At 67.8% G+C, this 17,315-nt stretch carries 16 protein-coding genes and 1 rRNA gene; 15 read left to right on the top strand and 2 right to left on the bottom strand.

Going from position 1 to position 17,315, the window contains the following annotated elements:
- Positions 1–88, top strand: a 5S ribosomal RNA gene (rrf, locus tag AC1DNC_RS16660); the annotation flags it as partial.
- 497 nt (positions 89–585) lie between these two features.
- On the opposite strand, the gene AC1DNC_RS16655 is transcribed toward rrf, so the two are convergent.
- Positions 586–1,674, bottom strand: coding sequence for a hypothetical protein (locus tag AC1DNC_RS16655; RefSeq protein WP_476863636.1), 1,089 nt, complete (start codon positions 1,672–1,674; stop codon positions 586–588).
- A gap of 54 nt (positions 1,675–1,728) precedes the next feature.
- Between AC1DNC_RS16655 and AC1DNC_RS16650 the strand changes: the two genes are divergently transcribed.
- From AC1DNC_RS16650 to AC1DNC_RS16585, 14 genes are all read left to right on the top strand, one after another.
- Entirely contained in the window at positions 1,729–2,412 is a 684-nt protein-coding gene (locus AC1DNC_RS16650) for a hypothetical protein (RefSeq protein ID WP_476863635.1), read from the top strand.
- Between the two features lie 6 nt (positions 2,413–2,418).
- Positions 2,419–3,411 carry an HAD-IIA family hydrolase gene (locus AC1DNC_RS16645; RefSeq protein ID WP_476863634.1) on the top strand — a complete coding sequence of 331 codons (993 nt, stop codon included), beginning with the start codon at positions 2,419–2,421 and terminating at the stop codon, positions 3,409–3,411.
- A 10-nt stretch (positions 3,412–3,421) separates the two neighbouring features.
- Complete coding sequence (locus AC1DNC_RS16640) at positions 3,422–3,664, top strand: hypothetical protein (protein WP_476863633.1); 243 nt, start codon at positions 3,422–3,424, stop codon at positions 3,662–3,664.
- Positions 3,661–4,467 (top strand): TlyA family RNA methyltransferase, encoded by an 807-nt coding sequence (locus AC1DNC_RS16635; RefSeq protein WP_476863632.1) that lies wholly within the window; start codon positions 3,661–3,663, stop codon positions 4,465–4,467. The genes AC1DNC_RS16640 and AC1DNC_RS16635 overlap by 4 nt, the downstream gene beginning before the upstream one ends.
- Before the next feature lie 46 nt (positions 4,468–4,513).
- Complete coding sequence (locus AC1DNC_RS16630; protein ID WP_476863631.1) at positions 4,514–5,575, top strand: NAD kinase; 1,062 nt, start codon at positions 4,514–4,516, stop codon at positions 5,573–5,575.
- A gap of 3 nt (positions 5,576–5,578) precedes the next feature.
- Positions 5,579–7,318 (top strand): DNA repair protein RecN, encoded by a 1,740-nt coding sequence (recN, locus tag AC1DNC_RS16625; RefSeq protein ID WP_476863630.1) that lies wholly within the window; start codon positions 5,579–5,581, stop codon positions 7,316–7,318.
- A 75-nt stretch (positions 7,319–7,393) separates the two neighbouring features.
- Positions 7,394–9,175 carry a CTP synthase gene (locus AC1DNC_RS16620; RefSeq protein ID WP_476863629.1) on the top strand — a complete coding sequence of 594 codons (1,782 nt, stop codon included), beginning with the start codon at positions 7,394–7,396 and terminating at the stop codon, positions 9,173–9,175.
- Positions 9,176–9,202: 27 nt separating this feature from the next.
- Positions 9,203–9,865 carry an NUDIX domain-containing protein gene (locus tag AC1DNC_RS16615; protein WP_476863628.1) on the top strand — a complete coding sequence of 221 codons (663 nt, stop codon included), beginning with the start codon at positions 9,203–9,205 and terminating at the stop codon, positions 9,863–9,865.
- A complete protein-coding gene (gene xerD / locus AC1DNC_RS16610) occupies positions 9,865–10,920 on the top strand; it encodes a site-specific tyrosine recombinase XerD (protein ID WP_476863627.1) in 1,056 nt (351 codons plus the stop codon). Before AC1DNC_RS16615 ends, xerD begins: the two co-directional genes overlap by 1 nt.
- 119 nt (positions 10,921–11,039) lie before the next feature.
- Positions 11,040–12,680 (top strand): HNH endonuclease signature motif containing protein, encoded by a 1,641-nt coding sequence (locus tag AC1DNC_RS16605; protein WP_476863626.1) that lies wholly within the window; start codon positions 11,040–11,042, stop codon positions 12,678–12,680.
- A 537-nt stretch (positions 12,681–13,217) separates the two neighbouring features.
- A complete protein-coding gene (locus tag AC1DNC_RS16600; protein WP_476863625.1) occupies positions 13,218–13,721 on the top strand; it encodes an RNA polymerase sigma factor in 504 nt (167 codons plus the stop codon).
- 2 nt (positions 13,722–13,723) lie between these two features.
- Positions 13,724–14,497 (top strand): hypothetical protein, encoded by a 774-nt coding sequence (locus AC1DNC_RS16595; RefSeq protein ID WP_476863624.1) that lies wholly within the window; start codon positions 13,724–13,726, stop codon positions 14,495–14,497.
- 35 nt (positions 14,498–14,532) lie between these two features.
- Complete coding sequence (locus AC1DNC_RS16590) at positions 14,533–15,033, top strand: 8-oxo-dGTP diphosphatase (protein ID WP_476863623.1); 501 nt, start codon at positions 14,533–14,535, stop codon at positions 15,031–15,033.
- A 155-nt stretch (positions 15,034–15,188) separates the two neighbouring features.
- Positions 15,189–16,079 (top strand): hypothetical protein, encoded by an 891-nt coding sequence (locus AC1DNC_RS16585; protein WP_476863622.1) that lies wholly within the window; start codon positions 15,189–15,191, stop codon positions 16,077–16,079.
- 82 nt (positions 16,080–16,161) lie between these two features.
- Here AC1DNC_RS16585 and AC1DNC_RS16580 read toward each other — a convergent pair whose 3' ends face one another.
- On the bottom strand, positions 16,162–17,301 hold the full coding sequence (locus tag AC1DNC_RS16580; protein ID WP_476863621.1) for a bifunctional 2-methylcitrate synthase/citrate synthase: 1,140 nt from the start codon (positions 17,299–17,301) through the stop codon (positions 16,162–16,164).
- Positions 17,302–17,315 lie beyond the last annotated feature (14 nt).

Below are 17,315 nucleotides of genomic sequence, written 5' to 3'. Positions count from 1 at the left end.
CGGTCCCATTCCGAACCCGGAAGCTAAGACCCACAGCGCCGATGGTACTGCACCCGGGAGGGTGTGGGAGAGTAGGTCACCGCCGGACATACATTAGGTCGAGAGCCTCCAACCACCAGGTTGGAGGCTCTCCCCCTTTAACCACCAAACCAACGCTCCCTCAGCACCGGTGGTTATAGGCCCGGACGCTCCCTCAGTTGTGGTGGGCTCTAGGACGATGCTCCCTCAGTAGTGGTGAGCTCAAGGGCGACGCTCCCTCAGCTCCGGCTGCCATACGCTGAATGTTCCCGCAGCACCGGTGCGGATCTCACAAACACCCCTCAGTACCGGGCAGCGTAACCGGTAGGAGGTGAGGGCGCGTCGGGTGGGAAGGCGTCAGAGGTGAGGGAGCGTCGATAGAAGACGATGGGGAGTGGGCCTGTGAGACTTGCCACCGCGCGGGTGGAATGACGCGCTGCCGTTAGCCGGGCGCGGGCGACTCGCCTAGAATTGATTGAGATGTACGGACTTCGAAGCGCTTGATTTCGGGTTGCGTAGGGAACGAAACACGGAAACAGAGCGGCTGCGATTGCGCCAGTGGTCAGCTCATAACAGGAGGAATCCACCATGGCTGAGCACAACGACGGCAACCGCGGCGGGAACGACCGCGGCAACTTCGGCGGGGGACGCAATTCCGGCGGCGGCGGGTTCCGCGGAGCAAACAACTCGGGCGGCAATCCCCGTGGTTTCCGCGCCAGGGATGACCGGCCTTCGGGATCCAGGCCGCCGTTCAACGAGGGGGATCGTAAGCCGTTTGGTGATCGTCCGTCGCGTGAGGGTGGTGAGCGTCGTAGCTTCGGTGGGGATCGTGATCGTAAGCCCTTTAGTGGTGGGGATCGTGATCGTAAGCCGTTTGGTGATCGTCCGTCGCGTGAGGGTGGTGAGCGTCGTAGCTTCGGTGGCGACCGTGATCGTAAGCCGTTTGGTGATCGTCCGTCGCGTGAGGGTGGTGAGCGTCGTAGCTTCGGTGGCGACCGCGACCGTAAGCCGTTCAGCGGTGGTGACCGCGACCGTAAGCCGTTCAGCGGTGGTGACCGCGACCGTAAGCCGTTCAGCGGTGGTGACCGCGACCGCAAGCCGTTTGGTGATCGTCCCTCGCGTGAGGGTGGTGAGCGTCGTAGCTTCGGTGGCGACCGTGATCGTAAGCCGTTTGGTGATCGTCCGTCGCGTGAGGGTGGTGAGCGTCGTAGCTTCGGCGGCGACCGAGATCGCAAGCCGTTCAGCGGTGGCGATAACCGCAAGCCGTTCGGCAACCGCGAGGACCGCCCGGCCCGCAGCTTCGACCGCGGGGACTCCGGGCCCCGCCAGTTCGGCCGTGACCGCGCCGAGGACCGTCCCGTCCGCGAACCGAATGCCCGGGACCTGCGCAGCGCCAACCGCCCGGACCGTGAGCGTTCCCCGCAGATTGACGATGACGTCACCGGCAAGGAACTTGACCGCGCCACGCAGCACCAGATCAAGACGCTGGAAGACCACAGTGCCGAATGGGTCGCACGCCACCTCGTGATGGCCGGCCGGCTTCTTGACGAAGAACCGGAGCTCGCCTTCCAGCACGCTCTCGCCGCGAGCCGCCGCGGTGGCCGCCTCGCAGCCGTCCGCGAAGCCGTTGGCCTGACCGCCTACGCGGCCGGACACTACGGTGAGGCGCTGCGTGAATTCCGTACCTACCGCCGGATTAGCGGATCCAACATGCACCTGCCGGTAATGGCTGACTGCGAGCGTGGCCTTGGCCGCCCGGACCGTGCCCTGGACATGGCCCGCTCCGAAGAGGCCAAGGACCTCGACGCTCCGGGCAAGGTCGAGCTGGCCATCGTCGCCGCCGGCGCCCGCACCGATCTCGGCCAGCTCGACGCTGCCGTCTCGGAGCTGGAGATCGCACAGCTGGACATCAACCGCGCGTTCTCCTACAGCCCCCGGCTCTTCCGCGCCTACGCCGAGGCGCTGACGGCTGTTGGGCGCGAGACCGAGGCCGCGAAGTGGGAGCGCCAGGCCGGAGTTGCCGAGAAGGCCCTGGGCATGGGCGTCGACGAAGAGCCGGACATCATCGACCTCGGTTGGGACGAGGAAGAGGAAGCCCGCGAGGAAGCACAGCGCCGCCGGCTCCTGCGGGAGCAGGCGGAGCAGCAGTCCGCCGCCTCCGGCGAGCAGGCTCCCCGTGCCGCCAGTGCCGAAGCTGTAGCCGGCCTCCCGGAGACCGCCGCGCCGCAGTCGGCCGCGCACGATCTCGAGGCCGGTTCCGACGACGAGGAACCCGACTTCTTCGAATCCGACGACGCCGAGTCTGACGAGGATTCCGTCGAGGCCGACGAACTGGAAGCCGACGAGGCCGACGAAACCGGCGAGTCCGGCCTGCCGGAACGCGCGGAGGACTAGCCGGTAATGGCCGAAGCAGAGCTGATTTCCCGGTTTGACGCGCTCCTCGCTGATTTGGACGGAGTCGTCTACGCAGGTCCGCAGGCCATTCCCGGCGCCGTGGAATCGCTGCGCCGGCTCGAAGGCATGGGCGTCAGCCTGGGCTACGTAACGAACAACGCCTCCCGCTCTCCCGCAGAGGTGGCGCAGCACCTGCGCGACCTCGGCGCGCCCGCCGAGGAGCAGCAGGTGGTGAGTTCGCCACAGGCGGCCGGCGAACTGCTTGCCTCGCTGTTGCCTGCCGGGGCTCGCGTCCTCATCACCGGCGGCGAGGCCCTGGCCCGCGAAATTGAACTCGCCGGGCTGGTGCCAGTGCGCACCGAGGCCGAGGACCCCGTCGCCGTCGTGCAGGGCTTCCACCCGGACCTGGGCTGGAAGGACCTTGCGGAAGCGTCCTACGTCGTCGCGGCGGGTGCCCTGTGGGTCGCCACCAACACGGACATGTCCATTCCTCAGGCCCGAGGCATCGCTCCCGGCAACGGCACGTTGGTTGCCGCCGTCGCCGCCGCCACCGGGCGGCAGCCACTCGTTGCGGGCAAGCCCGAGGCGCCGCTGTTCCACGCGGCGGCCAAGCGCCTTGCCGCGGACCGTCCGCTGGTTGTTGGGGACCGGCTGGACACCGACATCCTCGGCGGTAACAACGCCGGCTTCGCGACGGTGGCCGTGCTGACCGGCGTCGACACGAGGGAAACCATCCTCGCCGCACGCACCATGGAGCGCCCTACCTTCCTGATCAATGACCTGACCGACCTCTACCGCCCCTACCCGGCAGTGGAGCCCGACGCCGAGGGCGGCTACCGGTGCGGCCAAGCCACGGCGCTCGTGCAGGGGACAACGGTTCACGTCAGCGGGGACCCTGCGGACCTCGATTCATGGCGTGCGGCCTGCGCCGCCTGGTGGGCTGCGAACCCCGAAACCGCCAACGCGCTGGCGCCCGGTCTCGAGTGGGAAAATCACTAGACTGGAGAGCATGACCGAGCAGACTTCTTCCACCGACGCCGATTCGGAAAGCGCCGATGCGCGGATTGACTGGCCGGCGAACGCCGCCGCCGTCGACGATCCGGCAGTAGAGGCCCTGCTGGTACGCCTTGCCGGGCTGCCGGAGTTGCCGGTCGCAGACCACGGCGAACTGTACGAAGGCCTGCACGACGAGCTCGCGGCGGCCCTCAACGAGGACGTAGCCGGAGAGCGTGCCGGAGAATTCCCGCGATGACTCGACTTGATCAGGCCCTCGTCAGCCGCGGGCTGGCGAGGTCCCGCACCCATGCCGCGCGTCTGATCGGCGAAGGCAAGGTCAGTTCCGGCGGAGAGGTACTCGCCAAGGCCTCCCTGCAGGTCCAGGACGGAATGGCCTTGGATGTCGCCACAACCAGCGAGGACGACTACGTCAGCCGCGCAGCGCACAAGCTGGCCGGCGCGCTGGACGCCTTTCCCGCCGTCGAAGTCCAAGGCAAACGCTGCCTCGATGCCGGAGCCTCCACCGGCGGGTTCACCGAGGTGCTGCTCCGGCGCGGCGCCGCCCATGTGGTGGCCGTCGACGTCGGGCATGACCAGCTGGTCCCGCAGATCCGAAACGACGCGCGGGTCTCCGTCCACGAGGGCCTCAACGTCCGTTACATGACGCCGGAAATGATCGGCGGCCCCGCGTCCCTGACCGTGGCGGACCTGTCCTTCATCTCGCTGACCCTCGTGGTGGCGCCCCTCGCGGCGTGCACCGAGCCCGGCGGCGATCTGGTCCTGATGGTCAAGCCGCAGTTCGAGATCGGCAAGGACCGGCTGGGCCGCACCGGGGTAGTCACCTCCGAGCGGGAGCGGCGGCTGGCCGTCGCCAAGGTGGCGTCCGCGGCGATGGACGCGGGCCTGGACCTGGCCGGACTCGCGCAGAGTCCGCTGCCTGGCCAGGACGGAAACGTGGAGTACTTCCTGTGGATAAAACGCGGGATCCGGACAGACCTGCCTAAGATCGAGGAGCGGGACGCAGCCGTTGCCGCGTTACTAGGAACGATCTGGTCGTAGCCCTGAAAGCCCAAGCAGCACGAGAAGCACTAGAAGGCGGAACCCGATGAGCAGGCGTGTCCTCATCCTTGCCCACACCGGCCGCGAGGAATCCCTCAAGGCCGCCTGGGAAGCGTGCGCCCAGCTGCATGCCTCCGGCCTCGTCGCGGTGATGCAGAAATCCGAACTCGGCGACATGGTCCGGTTCTTCGGCCGGCTGGACCAGCCCGTCGAGGTCCTGCACGACCACGTCAAGCTGCCCGACGTCGAACTCGTCATGGTGCTTGGCGGTGACGGCACCATCCTGCGCGCCGCAGAGCTGGTGCGCGAAGTGGACGTGCCGCTGCTCGGGGTCAACCTCGGCCACGTCGGCTTCCTGGCGGAGAGCGAGCGGGCGGACCTTGCCCAGACCGTCGAATGGATCGCCAGCCGCCAGTACACGGTGGAGGAGCGCATGACCATCGACGTGCAGGTGTGGGTGCGCGGGCAGAAGATCTGGCACACCTGGGCCCTGAACGAGGCTGCCATCGAGAAGGGAAACCGGGAACGGATGCTCGAGGTGGTGACCGAGGTCGACGAACGCCCGCTCACCTCCTTCGGCTGCGACGGCGTCGTCCTCGCCACCCCCACCGGGTCAACCGCCTACGCGTTTTCGGCCGGCGGCCCCGTGGTGTGGCCGGAGGTGGAGGCCCTGCTGATCGTGCCGATCAGCGCCCACGCGCTGTTCGCCAAGCCGCTCGTGGTTTCGCCGAGGTCCCGGCTCGCCGTCGAAATCCTGAACCGCACCGACGCCCAGGGCGTGCTGTGGTGCGACGGCCGGCGCTCCGTCGACCTGCCACCCGGCGCCCGCGTGGAAGTCACCCGATCGGCCACCCCGGTCCGGCTGGCCCGCACCCACCAGACCCCGTTCTCCGGGCGCCTGGTCCGCAAGTTCGAGCTCCCCATCCAGGGCTGGCGCGGCCCGGCGCCGCAGACCGACACCATCCACACCGGACCCGTGCCCGTGGTACGCACCCCGCGGCCCAGCCGTGCGCTGCCGGTTCCCCGGCACGCCGGCCCCGGCGCTGATCCCAGCACGGATCCGGGCACGGATCCCGGCGCACCAACCGATCCCTCGACTGCGAAGTGACTCATGCTTGAAGAACTGAGAATCCGCGATCTCGGCGTCATCACCGACGCGACGCTGCCGCTGGGCCCCGGCCTGAGCGTGGTAACCGGCGAAACCGGTGCCGGCAAGACCATGGTGGTGACCGCCGTCGGCCTGCTCCTTGGCGCTAGGTCCGACGCTGGCGCCGTCCGCAGCGGCGCGAAGAGCGCCTCCGCCGAAGCCGTCCTAAAGCTCGACGCCGGGCATGCTGCGGTTAGCCGGGCGCGCGATGCCGGGGCCGAGGTCGAGGAGTTCGACGGCGGCGCCGAACTGCTGCTGGCCCGCAGCGTCGGCGCCGACGGCCGCAGCCGCGCCTACCTCGGCGGCCGCGCCGCGCCGGTCGGGGTCCTCGCCGAAATCGGCGGAACGCTGGTGGTGGTCCACGGCCAGTCGGACCAGATCCGGCTCAAGAGTCCAGTGGCCCAGCGCGAAGCCCTCGACAAGTTCGCGGGGGAGGGCCTGGCCGGTACCCTGACCGCCTACCGGGAGCTGCACGCGCACTGGAAGGCCAGCCAGGCCGAGCTGGACGAACTCCGCAACGCCGCCCGCGAGCGGCTGCGCGAGGCGGAGTCCCTCGAGGCAGCCCTGGCCGAGATCGACGCCGTGGACCCGCAGCCGGGCGAGGACGAATCGCTGAAGGCCGAGGCGGTCAAGCTCGCCAACGTCGAAGAGCTTCGGATCGCCGCCAGCACCGCCCATCAGGCCCTCATCTCGGAAGACTTCGGCGAAGACGCGGATGCGACCACCCTGGTGGACGCGGCCAAGCGCACCCTGGAGCACGTCGCCGAACATGACGGAGAACTGGGCTCGGCCGCCGCCCGGCTCGCGGAGGTGGGCTTCCTGCTCAACGACATCGCCGGCGACCTGGCCAGCTACCAAGCCTCCCTCGACACCGAAGGGCCGGAACGCCTGGCCGAGATCGAGGAACGGCGCGCCGCCCTGGCCAAGCTCGTGCGCAAGTACGCGCCCAGCATCGACGAGGTGCTCCTCTGGGCAGAGCAGGCCCGGGCGCGCTTCGAGGAGCTCCAGGACGACTCCACCCGGATCGAAGCACTCGACGCCGAGGTTGCCCGCTCCGAGGCGGACCTGCGCAAGCAGGCCGCGGCCATCAGCAAGGCTCGGAAGAAAGCCGCCAAGGACCTCTCCGCCCGGGTCAGCGCCGAGCTGACCGCGCTGGCCATGGCCGACGCCACCCTGGTCATCAATGTCGACCAGGGCGAGCAGCTGGGCCCGTTCGGCACCGACGAGATTTCCTTCCTGCTGCAGCCGCACTCCGGCGCGCCCGCCCGGCCGCTGGGCAAGGGTGCCTCCGGCGGTGAGCTCTCCCGCGTGATGCTCGCCATCGAAGTGGTACTGGCAGCCGTGGACCCGGTGCCGACGTTCGTCTTCGACGAGGTCGACGCCGGCGTCGGCGGCCGCGCCGCCGTCGAGATCGGCCGACGGCTGGCCATGCTGGCCCGGCACGTCCAGGTCCTGGTGGTCACCCACCTGCCGCAGGTGGCGGCCTTCGCCGACCAGCACATCCGGGTCACCAAGACCTCGGTGCGGGGGTCCGACGGCGCTACCGCCACCGGCTTCACCTCGAGCGATGTCCAGCTCCTGGACGAAGCGGAACGGGTCCGCGAACTGGCCCGCATGCTGGCCGGGCAGGAGGACTCAGAATCGGCCCAGGCGCACGCCCAGGAACTGCTGGACGACGCCAAGCTCCTTCCGCAACAGGCCTGAGCGCCGGCTACTGGCGGACCGGGACTGGGACGACCATCACAGCGGCGTTTAATCGACCCAAAGAAGACCGAATTGATGATAGGCTCAAATTCCGTGGTGCAGCGATCAAATTCCCGTGTAAATTCCCGGTTCCCGGGCTCGTCCAAGACGACCAAACACATCTTCGTCACCGGTGGTGTGGCGTCCTCGCTCGGTAAGGGACTGACGGCTTCGAGCCTGGGTCACCTCCTGCGGGCACGCGGTTTGTCTGTAACAATGCAAAAGCTCGATCCCTACCTGAACGTGGATCCGGGCACGATGAACCCCTTCCAGCACGGCGAGGTCTTCGTGACCGACGACGGCGCGGAAACCGACCTCGACGTCGGCCACTACGAGCGGTTCCTCGACGAAAACCTTGAAGGTTCCGCCAACGTCACGACCGGCCAGGTCTACTCCACGGTCATCGCCAAGGAGCGCCGCGGCGAGTACCTCGGCGACACCGTCCAGGTCATCCCGCACATCACCGATGAGATCAAGCGCCGCATGCGGCTGCCCGCCGAGGGCAAGAACGCGCCGGACGTCATCATCACCGAAATCGGCGGCACCGTCGGAGACATCGAATCCCAGCCGTTCCTCGAATCGGCCCGCCAGGTCCGCCAGGACGTCGGCCGGAACAACGTCTTCTTCCTACACGTCTCCCTGGTGCCCTACATCGGGCCCTCGCAGGAACTGAAGACTAAGCCGACGCAGCACTCCGTCGCGGCGCTGCGCTCGATCGGCATCCAGCCCGAGGCAATCGTGATCCGTTCGGACCGCGACGTGCCGCAGGCCATGCGCGAGAAGATCGGCCGCATGTGCGACGTCGACATCGACGCCGTCATCGGCTGCCCGGACGCCCCCAGCATCTACGACATCCCCAAGACGCTGCACTCCCAGGGCTTGGACTCCTACATCGTCCGCGCCCTGGACCTGCCGTTCAAGGACGTCGACTGGACCAGCTGGGACAAGCTCCTCAACGCTGTGCACAACCCCAAGCACGAGGTGGAGATTGCCCTTGTCGGCAAGTACATCGACCTGCCGGATGCCTACCTGTCCGTGACCGAAGCGCTGCGCGCCGGCGGTTTCGCGAATGACACCAAGGTCAAGATCCGCTGGGTCCCCTCGGACGAATGCGACACCGAAGCCGGTGCGAAGAAGTCCCTGGCCGGCGTGGACGCGATCTGTGTTCCGGGCGGTTTCGGCATCCGCGGCCTTGAGGGCAAGCTCGGCGCCCTCAAGTACGCCCGCGAATCCAAGCTCCCGGTCCTGGGCCTGTGCCTGGGCCTGCAGTGCATGGTGATTGAGTACGCCCGCAACGTTGTGGGCCTCGAGGGCGCGTCTTCTTCCGAGTTCGAACCCGATTCCAAGTACCCGGTCATCGCCACGATGGAAGAGCAGCTCGACATCGTCGAGGGCAAGGGCGACCTGGGCGGCACCATGCGCCTGGGCCTGTACGAGGCCAAGCTGGACGAGGGTTCGGTCGTTGCCGAGACCTACGGCAAGACCACGGTCAGCGAACGCCACCGGCACCGCTACGAGGTAAACAACAAGTACCGCGAGCAGATCGCCGCCGAGGGCCTCGTGTTCTCCGGCACCTCGCCGGACGGCAAGCTGGTCGAGTACGTCGAGCTTCCCCGTGAAGTGCACCCGTACTACGTCGCCACGCAGGCACACCCCGAGCTGAGTTCACGGCCCACCCGCCCGCACCCGCTCTTCGCGGGGCTGGTCAAGGCCGCCCTGGATCACCAGCACGGCGCCGGCCAGCACGACGCAGGCCAGCCGGCCGGTTCCGCTGGCAAGGCTGCTGCCGCCAAGACGACCCCGGCAGCGTCAAAGTAACTCCCAACTGAATCAAAGGACGGCGCGATGCCCGGTACACCTGAAACCCCCAATGCTGCACGGCAGGTTTCGGATGAGCCGAGCCCGCGCCGTCTTTTGTCTTCCGAGAAGGTCTACCAGGGCCGGATCTGGGACGTGGTCAGCGACAGTTTCCAACTAAGCGACGACGGCGACACCCTGGTCCGCGACTACATCGACCATCCCGGCGCGGTGGCCGTGCTGCCGATGAACGACGACGGCGAGATCCTGCTGATCAAGCAGTACCGGCACCCCGTTGGCATGGCGCTCTGGGAGATCCCCGCCGGACTGCTCGACGTCGAGGGCGAGGACTTTGTTGTCGGGGCGGCCCGGGAGCTCGCCGAGGAAGCGGACCTGGTGGCCGCGACCTGGAACGTACTGGCTGACTTCTTCAACTCGCCCGGGTCCTCCAGCGAAGCCATCCGGATCTATCTGGCCCGGGACCTTAGCGATGTTCCCGGCCACGAGCTGCACGTTCGCACCGATGAGGAAGCGGAAATCGAGCTGCACTGGATTCCGCTCGACGCCGCGGTTGCGGCTGTGCTTGAGGGGCGCCTGCACAATCCATCTGCCGTCGTCGGGATCCTCGCCGCCGCCGCGGTCCGGGCCGACGGTTTCCAGTCGCTTCGGCCAGCCGACGCGCCCTGGCCGGCCCACCCCAGCCAGCGCTGATGACCGGACTGCTGGCTGCCGAACCTCCCGCCGCCGAAGCTGCTGCTGCCGAGACTGCTTCTGCTGAGCCTGCGGTCGCCGGCGCTGCCGCTGTTGAGGCCGCGCCTCCCCGGCCGCTGACGGCCGTCGACCGCGCCATCACCGACTACCTGCAGCACATGGGGGTGGAGCGCGGACTGGCCGCCAACACGCTCTCGGCCTACCGGCGCGACCTCGCCCGCTACGCCCGACACCTCGCCGCCGCCGGCCGCCAGCGCCCGGAGGAGATCACCCGGCGCGACGTGACCGGCTTCGTGCAGGCGCTCACCGACGGGTCCGACGGCGGCTCCGCCCTCGGTGTGCGCTCGGCGGCCCGCACCGTCGTGGCGGTCCGCGGGCTGCACAAATTCTGGGCGCTGGAAGGCGTCACGGCCACGGACCCGGCCGGCGACGTGCACCCGCCGATGCCGGGCAAGCGGCTGCCCAAGGCCATTACCGTCGACGAAGTTACCCGCATCCTGGAAGCGGCGGGAACCGACACGGCCACCGGCCTGCGGGACCGCGCCCTGCTCGAATTCCTCTATTCCACCGGGGCACGGATCAGCGAGGCCGTGGGCCTCGACGTCGACGACATCTCGCTGCAGGGCGACGACACGCCCGGGCCGGCGATCGTCCGGCTGTTCGGCAAAGGCTCCAAGGAACGGCTGGTGCCGCTGGGGTCCTACGGCGCCCGGGCGTTGGACGCCTATCTGGTGCGCGGACGCCCGCTCCTGGCCGCCAAGGGCAAAGGCACGCCGGCGCTGTTCCTCAACGCCAGGGGCGGCCGGATCAGCCGGCAGAGCGCCTGGACCATCCTCAAGGCCGCAGCTGAGAAGGCCAACATCACCAAGGACGTCTCGCCCCACACACTTCGGCACTCCTTCGCCACGCACCTGCTTGAGGGCGGGGCGGACGTCCGTGTGGTGCAGGAACTGCTGGGCCACGCGTCGGTAACCACCACGCAGGTCTACACCCTGGTTACCGCTGACACGTTGCGCGAGATCTACGCCGCGGCGCATCCGAGGGCGCTGGGCTGAAACGGCCGGGCAACGGCGGAGCTGCGCGGCCGGATCCGCATACACCCGGCCGCCGTCGGCCGTCAGGAGCCCTCGCGACGCCATCAATAATTGTCGGTGGTCCTTCATATGCTGGGGGTATGAAAAGCGGAGCGGCTTTCAGCGCGGGGACCGGTGAGGCCATGGCGGCCCTCGCCGCCTCTGTCGATGCGCTTGCCGCCGTCATAAGCGACAGCGAAGACCATACCGATCCGCTGCGGGCTTTGGCCGATGGTTGCCTGGACGGTCTGGCCGCGGTGGCCCGACTGGAGGCCCGGACCGCCGCACTGAAGGTCAGGCTCGCCGCGGAGTATGTGCTGGCAGCCAAGGCCTTGGCGCTGCCGGCGTCGACGCCGCGGGATTCGACAGCGCAGGAAATGGCCTTGGTCTCCGAGGTCGCCTGCATCCTGACGGTCAGTGAACGAGCCGCCGGTGCCCTCCTGTGCGAGAGCCAGCTACTGACGACGGCGCTGCCGCTGACGTTGGCGGCGTTGGGGGCCGGGACGATCTCCTGGCAGCATGCCCGGACCATGGTCAACGAAACCGAGGGCCTGGATCCGGCTGGGGCTGCGGCGCTGGAGGCCCACTTCCTGGACCCGGACGCGCCTGATCCGGCCCGCGGATGCCCGGCCGGAGAGCTCGTGCCGGGCCGGTTCCGGGCAAAGGCCCGCACCTGGCGCGAACGCCACCATCCGGTCAGCATCGAAGAACGCCGCACCAGAAGCGCGATCGACAGACGGGTTGAATACTGCCCAGACCGGGACGGGATGGCCTGGCTTTCGGCGTATCTTCCCGCCGACACGGCCGCCGGGATCTGGGAGCGAACCACCACCGCGGCCCGTGCCCTGCAGAACCCTTCGGAGGCCCGGAGCCTGAGCCAGCTGCGCGCGGACGTTGCCGCCACTTGGCTGCTGAGCAACGGAAGCGCGGGCGGCGGAGCAGCCCACGCCGGAGCCGGCAGCGGGTGGGGTGGGGCTGCGGCCGGGGATGTCCCGTCGCCGCGGGCGCAGGTCCTGATCACCGTCCCGGTGATGGCCCTGCTTGGCGCCACCGGCGAACCAGCTGTCCTGGACGGGCAAGGTCCAATCCCGCCGTCGATGGCCCGACGTTTGATCGCGGACGGCGCCGATTCCTTCTACCGGGTCCTGATTGACCCGCGTGACGGCGCCCCGCTGGAGATCGGCCGGACCAGCTACCGCATCCCGAGAGCCATGCGTCAGTGGTTGCGGCTCCGTGATGGCAAATGCCCGTTTCCCGGCTGCAACAACCAATCCCTGGACAACGAGGCAGACCACCTCCTGGCCTGGGCCGACGGCGGCACCACCGGCATCACCAACCTGGGCCAACCGTGCCGCAAACACCATCGGCTCAAACACCGCACTGCCTGGCAACCCACCGCGGCCAGCAAAGACCACCCGCCAGGCTGGACTTCCCCGACGGGCCGGTGTTATCCCAGTGAGCGACAGGACTGGGAACCACCCCACCTAGCTTTGCTCAGTACCGACACGGACATCGACGCGTACCAAATACCGTCCGCAGGCCCGGGACATGAGGGCGAACCGGAGTCGCTGCCGGAGGAGGATTATGGAGGACATCCCGGACTGGAATTGCCGGTGGATCCGTTTCCCAACTGGTACGCGTTCACTGTCTGGCACGAATTCCCTGCCGCTGAAGCAACCGACCCGGACTGGTCTGCCGCGGTGGGAACCAAGGTGGGAGGGCGCCTCCTCCAACCGGTCTGATCGACTACTGGCACGTCGTTTTACCGCTGGCGGACCTGCTTGGTCCTCGACCATTGGTGAATCGCCTTAGGGCGTTGTTGTGTGGATGCGCCATGCAGGGGACGGGTGCGACCCCGACGGGCCGGTCAACTAACGGTTCCTACCTCAGCATGCGTGCGTCGACGATCTTTGGAGCCCCGGGGTCCCTCTGCTCCGTACCGTCCAAATCGAAGCCATTGCGGCGATAGAACGCCACCGCCCGAGGAGTGTCCTTCGCGACCCACAGCATCGCTTCACCGTCGCCCACGGTCGCATCCAGCAATCCTCGGTGAAGAAGTCCTCAGGAAGTAAGTGTGAGTATGTCTCCCGCCACGTGGCCACGTGCAGTTCAGCGATCTCTGATGCGTCGGGCAGCACGGGTTCGCGCAATGTGAAGGGCATCACGACATCCTGCCAGAATTCCCGCTCCTGAATGTTTTAGTGGCCGATGTAAGAAAAAACCCGCCACGGGACACTTAGTCTTCAGGAAGAAGTCATCCGATGTCCGGGGGAAGCACCATGTTGGCTGCCAAAGAGCAAGCGTTCATAGACCTGCACACTCAACATTCAGTGCGGGTCTACCGCTATATTGCCTACCGTGTCAGCGACCAGCACCGCGCCGAGGAACTGGCCGCGGATGTCTTCAGGATTGCGTGGGAAAAGCAACTGGCGGAGCCGCCCGGCATTGGCTGGCTGTTGGCGACCGCCCGGAACGTGATCGGCAACGAATACAAGGGCCGACGTCGCCGCCAGGAACTGCTGGAGCGGCTAAAAGATGAAGTCCGCAACCAGGACCCCGGGCCGGACACCGAGCAACGGTCCGCCGTGGCGGATGTCCTGGCGCGGCTGAGGGAACGGGACCGCGAAGTCCTCATGCTCAGCTACTGGGACGACCTGACCACCGCCGAGCTGTCCCAGGCGCTGGGATGTTCTCCTTCCGCCGCTGCAGTCCGCCTGCACCGGGCACGCCGGGCGTTCGAGAAAGCCGCGCCGACCCAACTCATGACCGAACGGAAGGACTAGCCGTGGACCGCATCGAACAGCTCATGAAAGGCGCCAAACCGCGGGTCGGCGCACCGGCCATCGCGCCGGGGAGCGAGGCCGCCCGCTCGGCCGTCCTTTCCACGGACCCCAACGTCGTCCAGCTGGCAGGACGCACGCCGGCACGACGCAACACCGTCCGGGCTGCGGCCGCCACGCTGGTGGCCGCGGCCGCGGCCGCCGTCGTCGCCGCGGTGGTGGTCGGCGGCAACCTCACGAGCCAGCCGGCGCCGGGACCCGCCCAGACCGGCGTCCCGACGGCGTCCACCTCCGTCAGCCCCTCGCCAAGCCCCTCGGCCAGCGCCTCGAACACTCCTACTCCTTCGCCCACCCCCACTCCGACACGTACCGCCGCTGCAACCCTGACCACTGGCGGCGTCCCCTGCACCATGGTCAACGTCGACCAGCAGCGCAATGACCAGCAGCGGGCGATCATCCCGGTGCCCGCCAACGAGCGCCGGTACTACACCGTGCTGGGCTGCGCCGACGGCTGGCTCGCCTACTCCACCTCGGAAGAGGGGGCAAAGGCCATGAAACTCGACGGCGGCAACGTCTGGTTCCACCTCGCGAAGCTGCGGAACGGGCGTTTCCTCTGCGACTACCAGCAAGTCTGGTCGAGTGTCTTCGACTGGAATTTCCAGGCAACGAACAACCAGGGGCTCACGGCGCAGCAGGCCATGGACAAGGAGTTCGCCGAGAAGGGGATTCCGGTCAAGCTGCGGCCGAAGCTGGTAGGCGAGGGCCCGGCAAGCAAATAGAGGGTGGCCGGGACCGCAGCTACTAGGGTTGAACCATGGATTTCACGCCAGTCACGCTCTGCTTCCTGCTCCGTGATGCGGCAGGTGGCGCCGAGGTGCTGCTGGGCCTGAAACGGACCGGGTTCGGCATCGGCAAGATTGTCGGCGTCGGCGGCCACGTCGAACCGGGGGAGAACGACGCCGAGGCCGTGGTCCGCGAGGTCTGGGAAGAGATCGGCGTCGTGGTGCTCCAGGAGGACCTGGTCCACGCCGGCGTCGTCGTGTTCATCTTCCCCGCCCGGCCGGAATGGAACATGTCCTGCCGCCTCTTCACCACCAGGCGCTGGGACGGCGACCCTACCGAGAGCCGGGAAATCACGCCCGAGTGGTTCGGCGTCGGGGAGCTCCCGCTGCACCGCATGTGGCAGGATGCCGGGCACTGGCTTCCGCCCGCGCTGGCGGGCGAGACCATCGACGTTGTCGTGGTCCTGAACGAGGACAACGAAACGGTGGCGTCGGTCAGGTACCCCTCCACACCGGGGTCCACGCCGGCGTGAGCAAGCTTCCACACCGAACCCCGGCGACACGGGATGGCGGTCTCGGGAAAGTCGCTGCGGGGCCAGTAGCCTAAGGTTCGAACATCGCAGGCTCCGGCGCACGCACTTCCTTCGCTCACCGGTAAGCGGCAATCTGACCGATTTGGGGACAGGGCATGGAACCGGGCAACAACAACCTTCCGGACGCGGATCTTTTCGAAGAAGAACCGGCAAACGACGGCGGCGGACGCCGGCGCTGGCCCTGGGCAGCGGCGATCGTGGCGCTCGCCCTGGCCGTCGTTGGAGCCGGCGTTGCCGTGGCCGGAAACATGCGGCCGGCGGACGAGGCCTCCGGGCCGGCGTCGTCCGCGGTGACGGCGCCCTCAGCCTCCGCCTTGGACACCACGACGTTGCCTGCGGGGCCGGAATCCGCGACGCCGTCGGCCACGGCTACGACGGCGGCACCCACAACGTCCGCTCCGGCCACCTCGGCTCCGGCTGCCGAGGACTGGCGGACTTTCACCAGCTCCGATTCCAAGGTCAGTTTCGAGTACCCGTCCACGTGGCGAGTCACCGACACCAGCGCGGCCGGCGGGGTCGACGTCGACGTCGCGAATGAGGCCGCTGTGGTGGTGGCGTCCCTGCACATCGGACCCTCCGGCGGACTCGGCGGCGCGTGCCAGGGGCCGGTTCCGTACACGGTGCTTGACTCGGTCGAAGTGAATCTTCCATACCAGCCCTCGAAGGGTTCGGTCACGCCCAGGTTCGCCTTCCGTGCGCTCCAGGAAGCAGGACGGGTTACCGCGTCCTACGGCCTCACCAGTACCGTGGCCGGGCAGAACGGCAAAACCTGCATGTTCTACAACGTGGTCGACGGGCCGTCCGAGTCGCCGCTGTACTTCTTCGCCGACGCCGTCCAGGTCAACGTTGGCAGCAAGGAAGAGGACCCCAAGCGCAAGGGTGCCAAGACCTTCCCCACAATGGAAGCGGCGAAGGCCTACATGGACAGCCTCGAATACCGGAACGCGAAGCGGATGATCACCTCACTGAAGATCAACGAGGGCTAGCAACAGCGGCCAGGCAACAAAAAGCGCGGGCCGTCCCCCTTCCAAAGGGGGACGGCCCGCGCTTCTTTGTTGCCGGCACTGCTTACGGCACGTGCCGTTCTTCGACGCCGTTGTATTCGCTCAGGGGGCGGATCAGGGAGTTCGAGTCCAGCTGCTCCATGATGTGCGCGGTCCAGCCGGTGATCCGGCTGGCCACGAACAGGGGAGTGAAGGTGGGGGTGTCGAAGCCCATCAGGTGGTACGTGGGACCGGCCGGGTAGTCGAGGTTGGGCTTGATCGCCTTCGCCTCGTCCATCGCGGTCTCGAGCCCGTTGTAGAGCCCAAGCAGTTCCGGACGGCCGTAGTGCGCGATCATCTTGTCCAGGGCCGCCTTCATGGTGGGGACCCGGGAGTCGCCGTGCTTGTACACACGGTGGCCGAAGCCCATGACCTTCTTCTTGTTCGCCAGGGCGTCCTCCATCCAGGCCTTCGCCCGGACCGCTGCCTCCTCGAGCGACTCCTCCTGCCGGATGCCGATCTCATCGAAGGTGTGCATGACGGCCTCGTTCGCGCCGCCGTGAAGCGGGCCCTTCAGCGCCCCGATGGCGCCGGTTACGGCCGAGTGCAGGTCCGAGAGCGTGGACGTGATGACCCGTGCCGTGAAGGTTGAGGCGTTGAAGGAGTGCTCGGCGTACAGGATCATCGAGACGTTGAACGCCTCGATGACTTCCTGCACCGGCTCCTCGCCGAAGGACATCCAGAGGAAGTTCGCGGAGTAGCCCAGGTCCTCCCGGGGTTCCACAACGACCTGGCCATGCCGGCGGCGCTGGTCATACGCGACCACGGCCGGCATGGCGGCGAAGAGGTCCACGGCCTTGGCCATATTCGCCTCGCGCGAGGAGTCCTCGGCCAGCGGATGCCGGGCCCCCATCACCGACGCCGCGGTCCGGCAGACGTCCATCGGGTGCGAGGTGAGCGGCAGCGCATCGATGACCTGCTTGACCACCGGATCCAGTGCGCGGCCCGCGCGTTCCCGTGCGGTGAACTCCGCCAGCTGCTCCTCGGTGGGCAGTTCGCCGTTCCACAACAGGTAGGCCACTTCCTCGAAGCTGCACTTGGCGGCCAGCTCCTGGACGGGGTAGCCGCGGTAGAGCAGCGAATTGGTGTCCGGGTTGACCTTGGACACCGCGGTGTAATCCACCACGACGCCGGCTAGGCCCTTTTTGATCTCATTTTCAGCCATGCTGAAACTCCTTT

It is taken from the genome of Arthrobacter sp. 01N442, from assembly GCF_056399345.1.
The sequence above is the reverse complement of the archived record's forward strand: the minus strand, read 5'-3'. Positions and strand labels throughout refer to the sequence as shown.

Excerpts from the sequence above, each read along its gene's own strand:
- AC1DNC_RS16650 (WP_476863635.1), top strand. The coding sequence starts at position 1,729 with ATGCACCTGCCGGTAATGGCTGACTGCGAGCGTGGCCTTGGCCGCCCG.
- AC1DNC_RS16645 (WP_476863634.1), top strand. The coding sequence starts at position 2,419 with ATGGCCGAAGCAGAGCTGATTTCCCGGTTTGACGCGCTCCTCGCTGAT.
- AC1DNC_RS16640 (WP_476863633.1), top strand. The coding sequence starts at position 3,422 with ATGACCGAGCAGACTTCTTCCACCGACGCCGATTCGGAAAGCGCCGAT.
- AC1DNC_RS16635 (WP_476863632.1), top strand. The coding sequence starts at position 3,661 with ATGACTCGACTTGATCAGGCCCTCGTCAGCCGCGGGCTGGCGAGGTCC.
- AC1DNC_RS16630 (WP_476863631.1), top strand. The coding sequence starts at position 4,514 with ATGAGCAGGCGTGTCCTCATCCTTGCCCACACCGGCCGCGAGGAATCC.
- recN (WP_476863630.1), top strand. The coding sequence starts at position 5,579 with ATGCTTGAAGAACTGAGAATCCGCGATCTCGGCGTCATCACCGACGCG.
- AC1DNC_RS16620 (WP_476863629.1), top strand. The coding sequence starts at position 7,394 with ATGATAGGCTCAAATTCCGTGGTGCAGCGATCAAATTCCCGTGTAAAT.
- AC1DNC_RS16615 (WP_476863628.1), top strand. The coding sequence starts at position 9,203 with ATGCCCGGTACACCTGAAACCCCCAATGCTGCACGGCAGGTTTCGGAT.
- xerD (WP_476863627.1), top strand. The coding sequence starts at position 9,865 with ATGACCGGACTGCTGGCTGCCGAACCTCCCGCCGCCGAAGCTGCTGCT.
- AC1DNC_RS16605 (WP_476863626.1), top strand. The coding sequence starts at position 11,040 with ATGAAAAGCGGAGCGGCTTTCAGCGCGGGGACCGGTGAGGCCATGGCG.
- AC1DNC_RS16600 (WP_476863625.1), top strand. The coding sequence starts at position 13,218 with ATGTTGGCTGCCAAAGAGCAAGCGTTCATAGACCTGCACACTCAACAT.
- AC1DNC_RS16590 (WP_476863623.1), top strand. The coding sequence starts at position 14,533 with ATGGATTTCACGCCAGTCACGCTCTGCTTCCTGCTCCGTGATGCGGCA.
- AC1DNC_RS16585 (WP_476863622.1), top strand. The coding sequence starts at position 15,189 with ATGGAACCGGGCAACAACAACCTTCCGGACGCGGATCTTTTCGAAGAA.
- AC1DNC_RS16580 (WP_476863621.1), bottom strand. The coding sequence starts at position 17,301 with ATGGCTGAAAATGAGATCAAAAAGGGCCTAGCCGGCGTCGTGGTGGAT.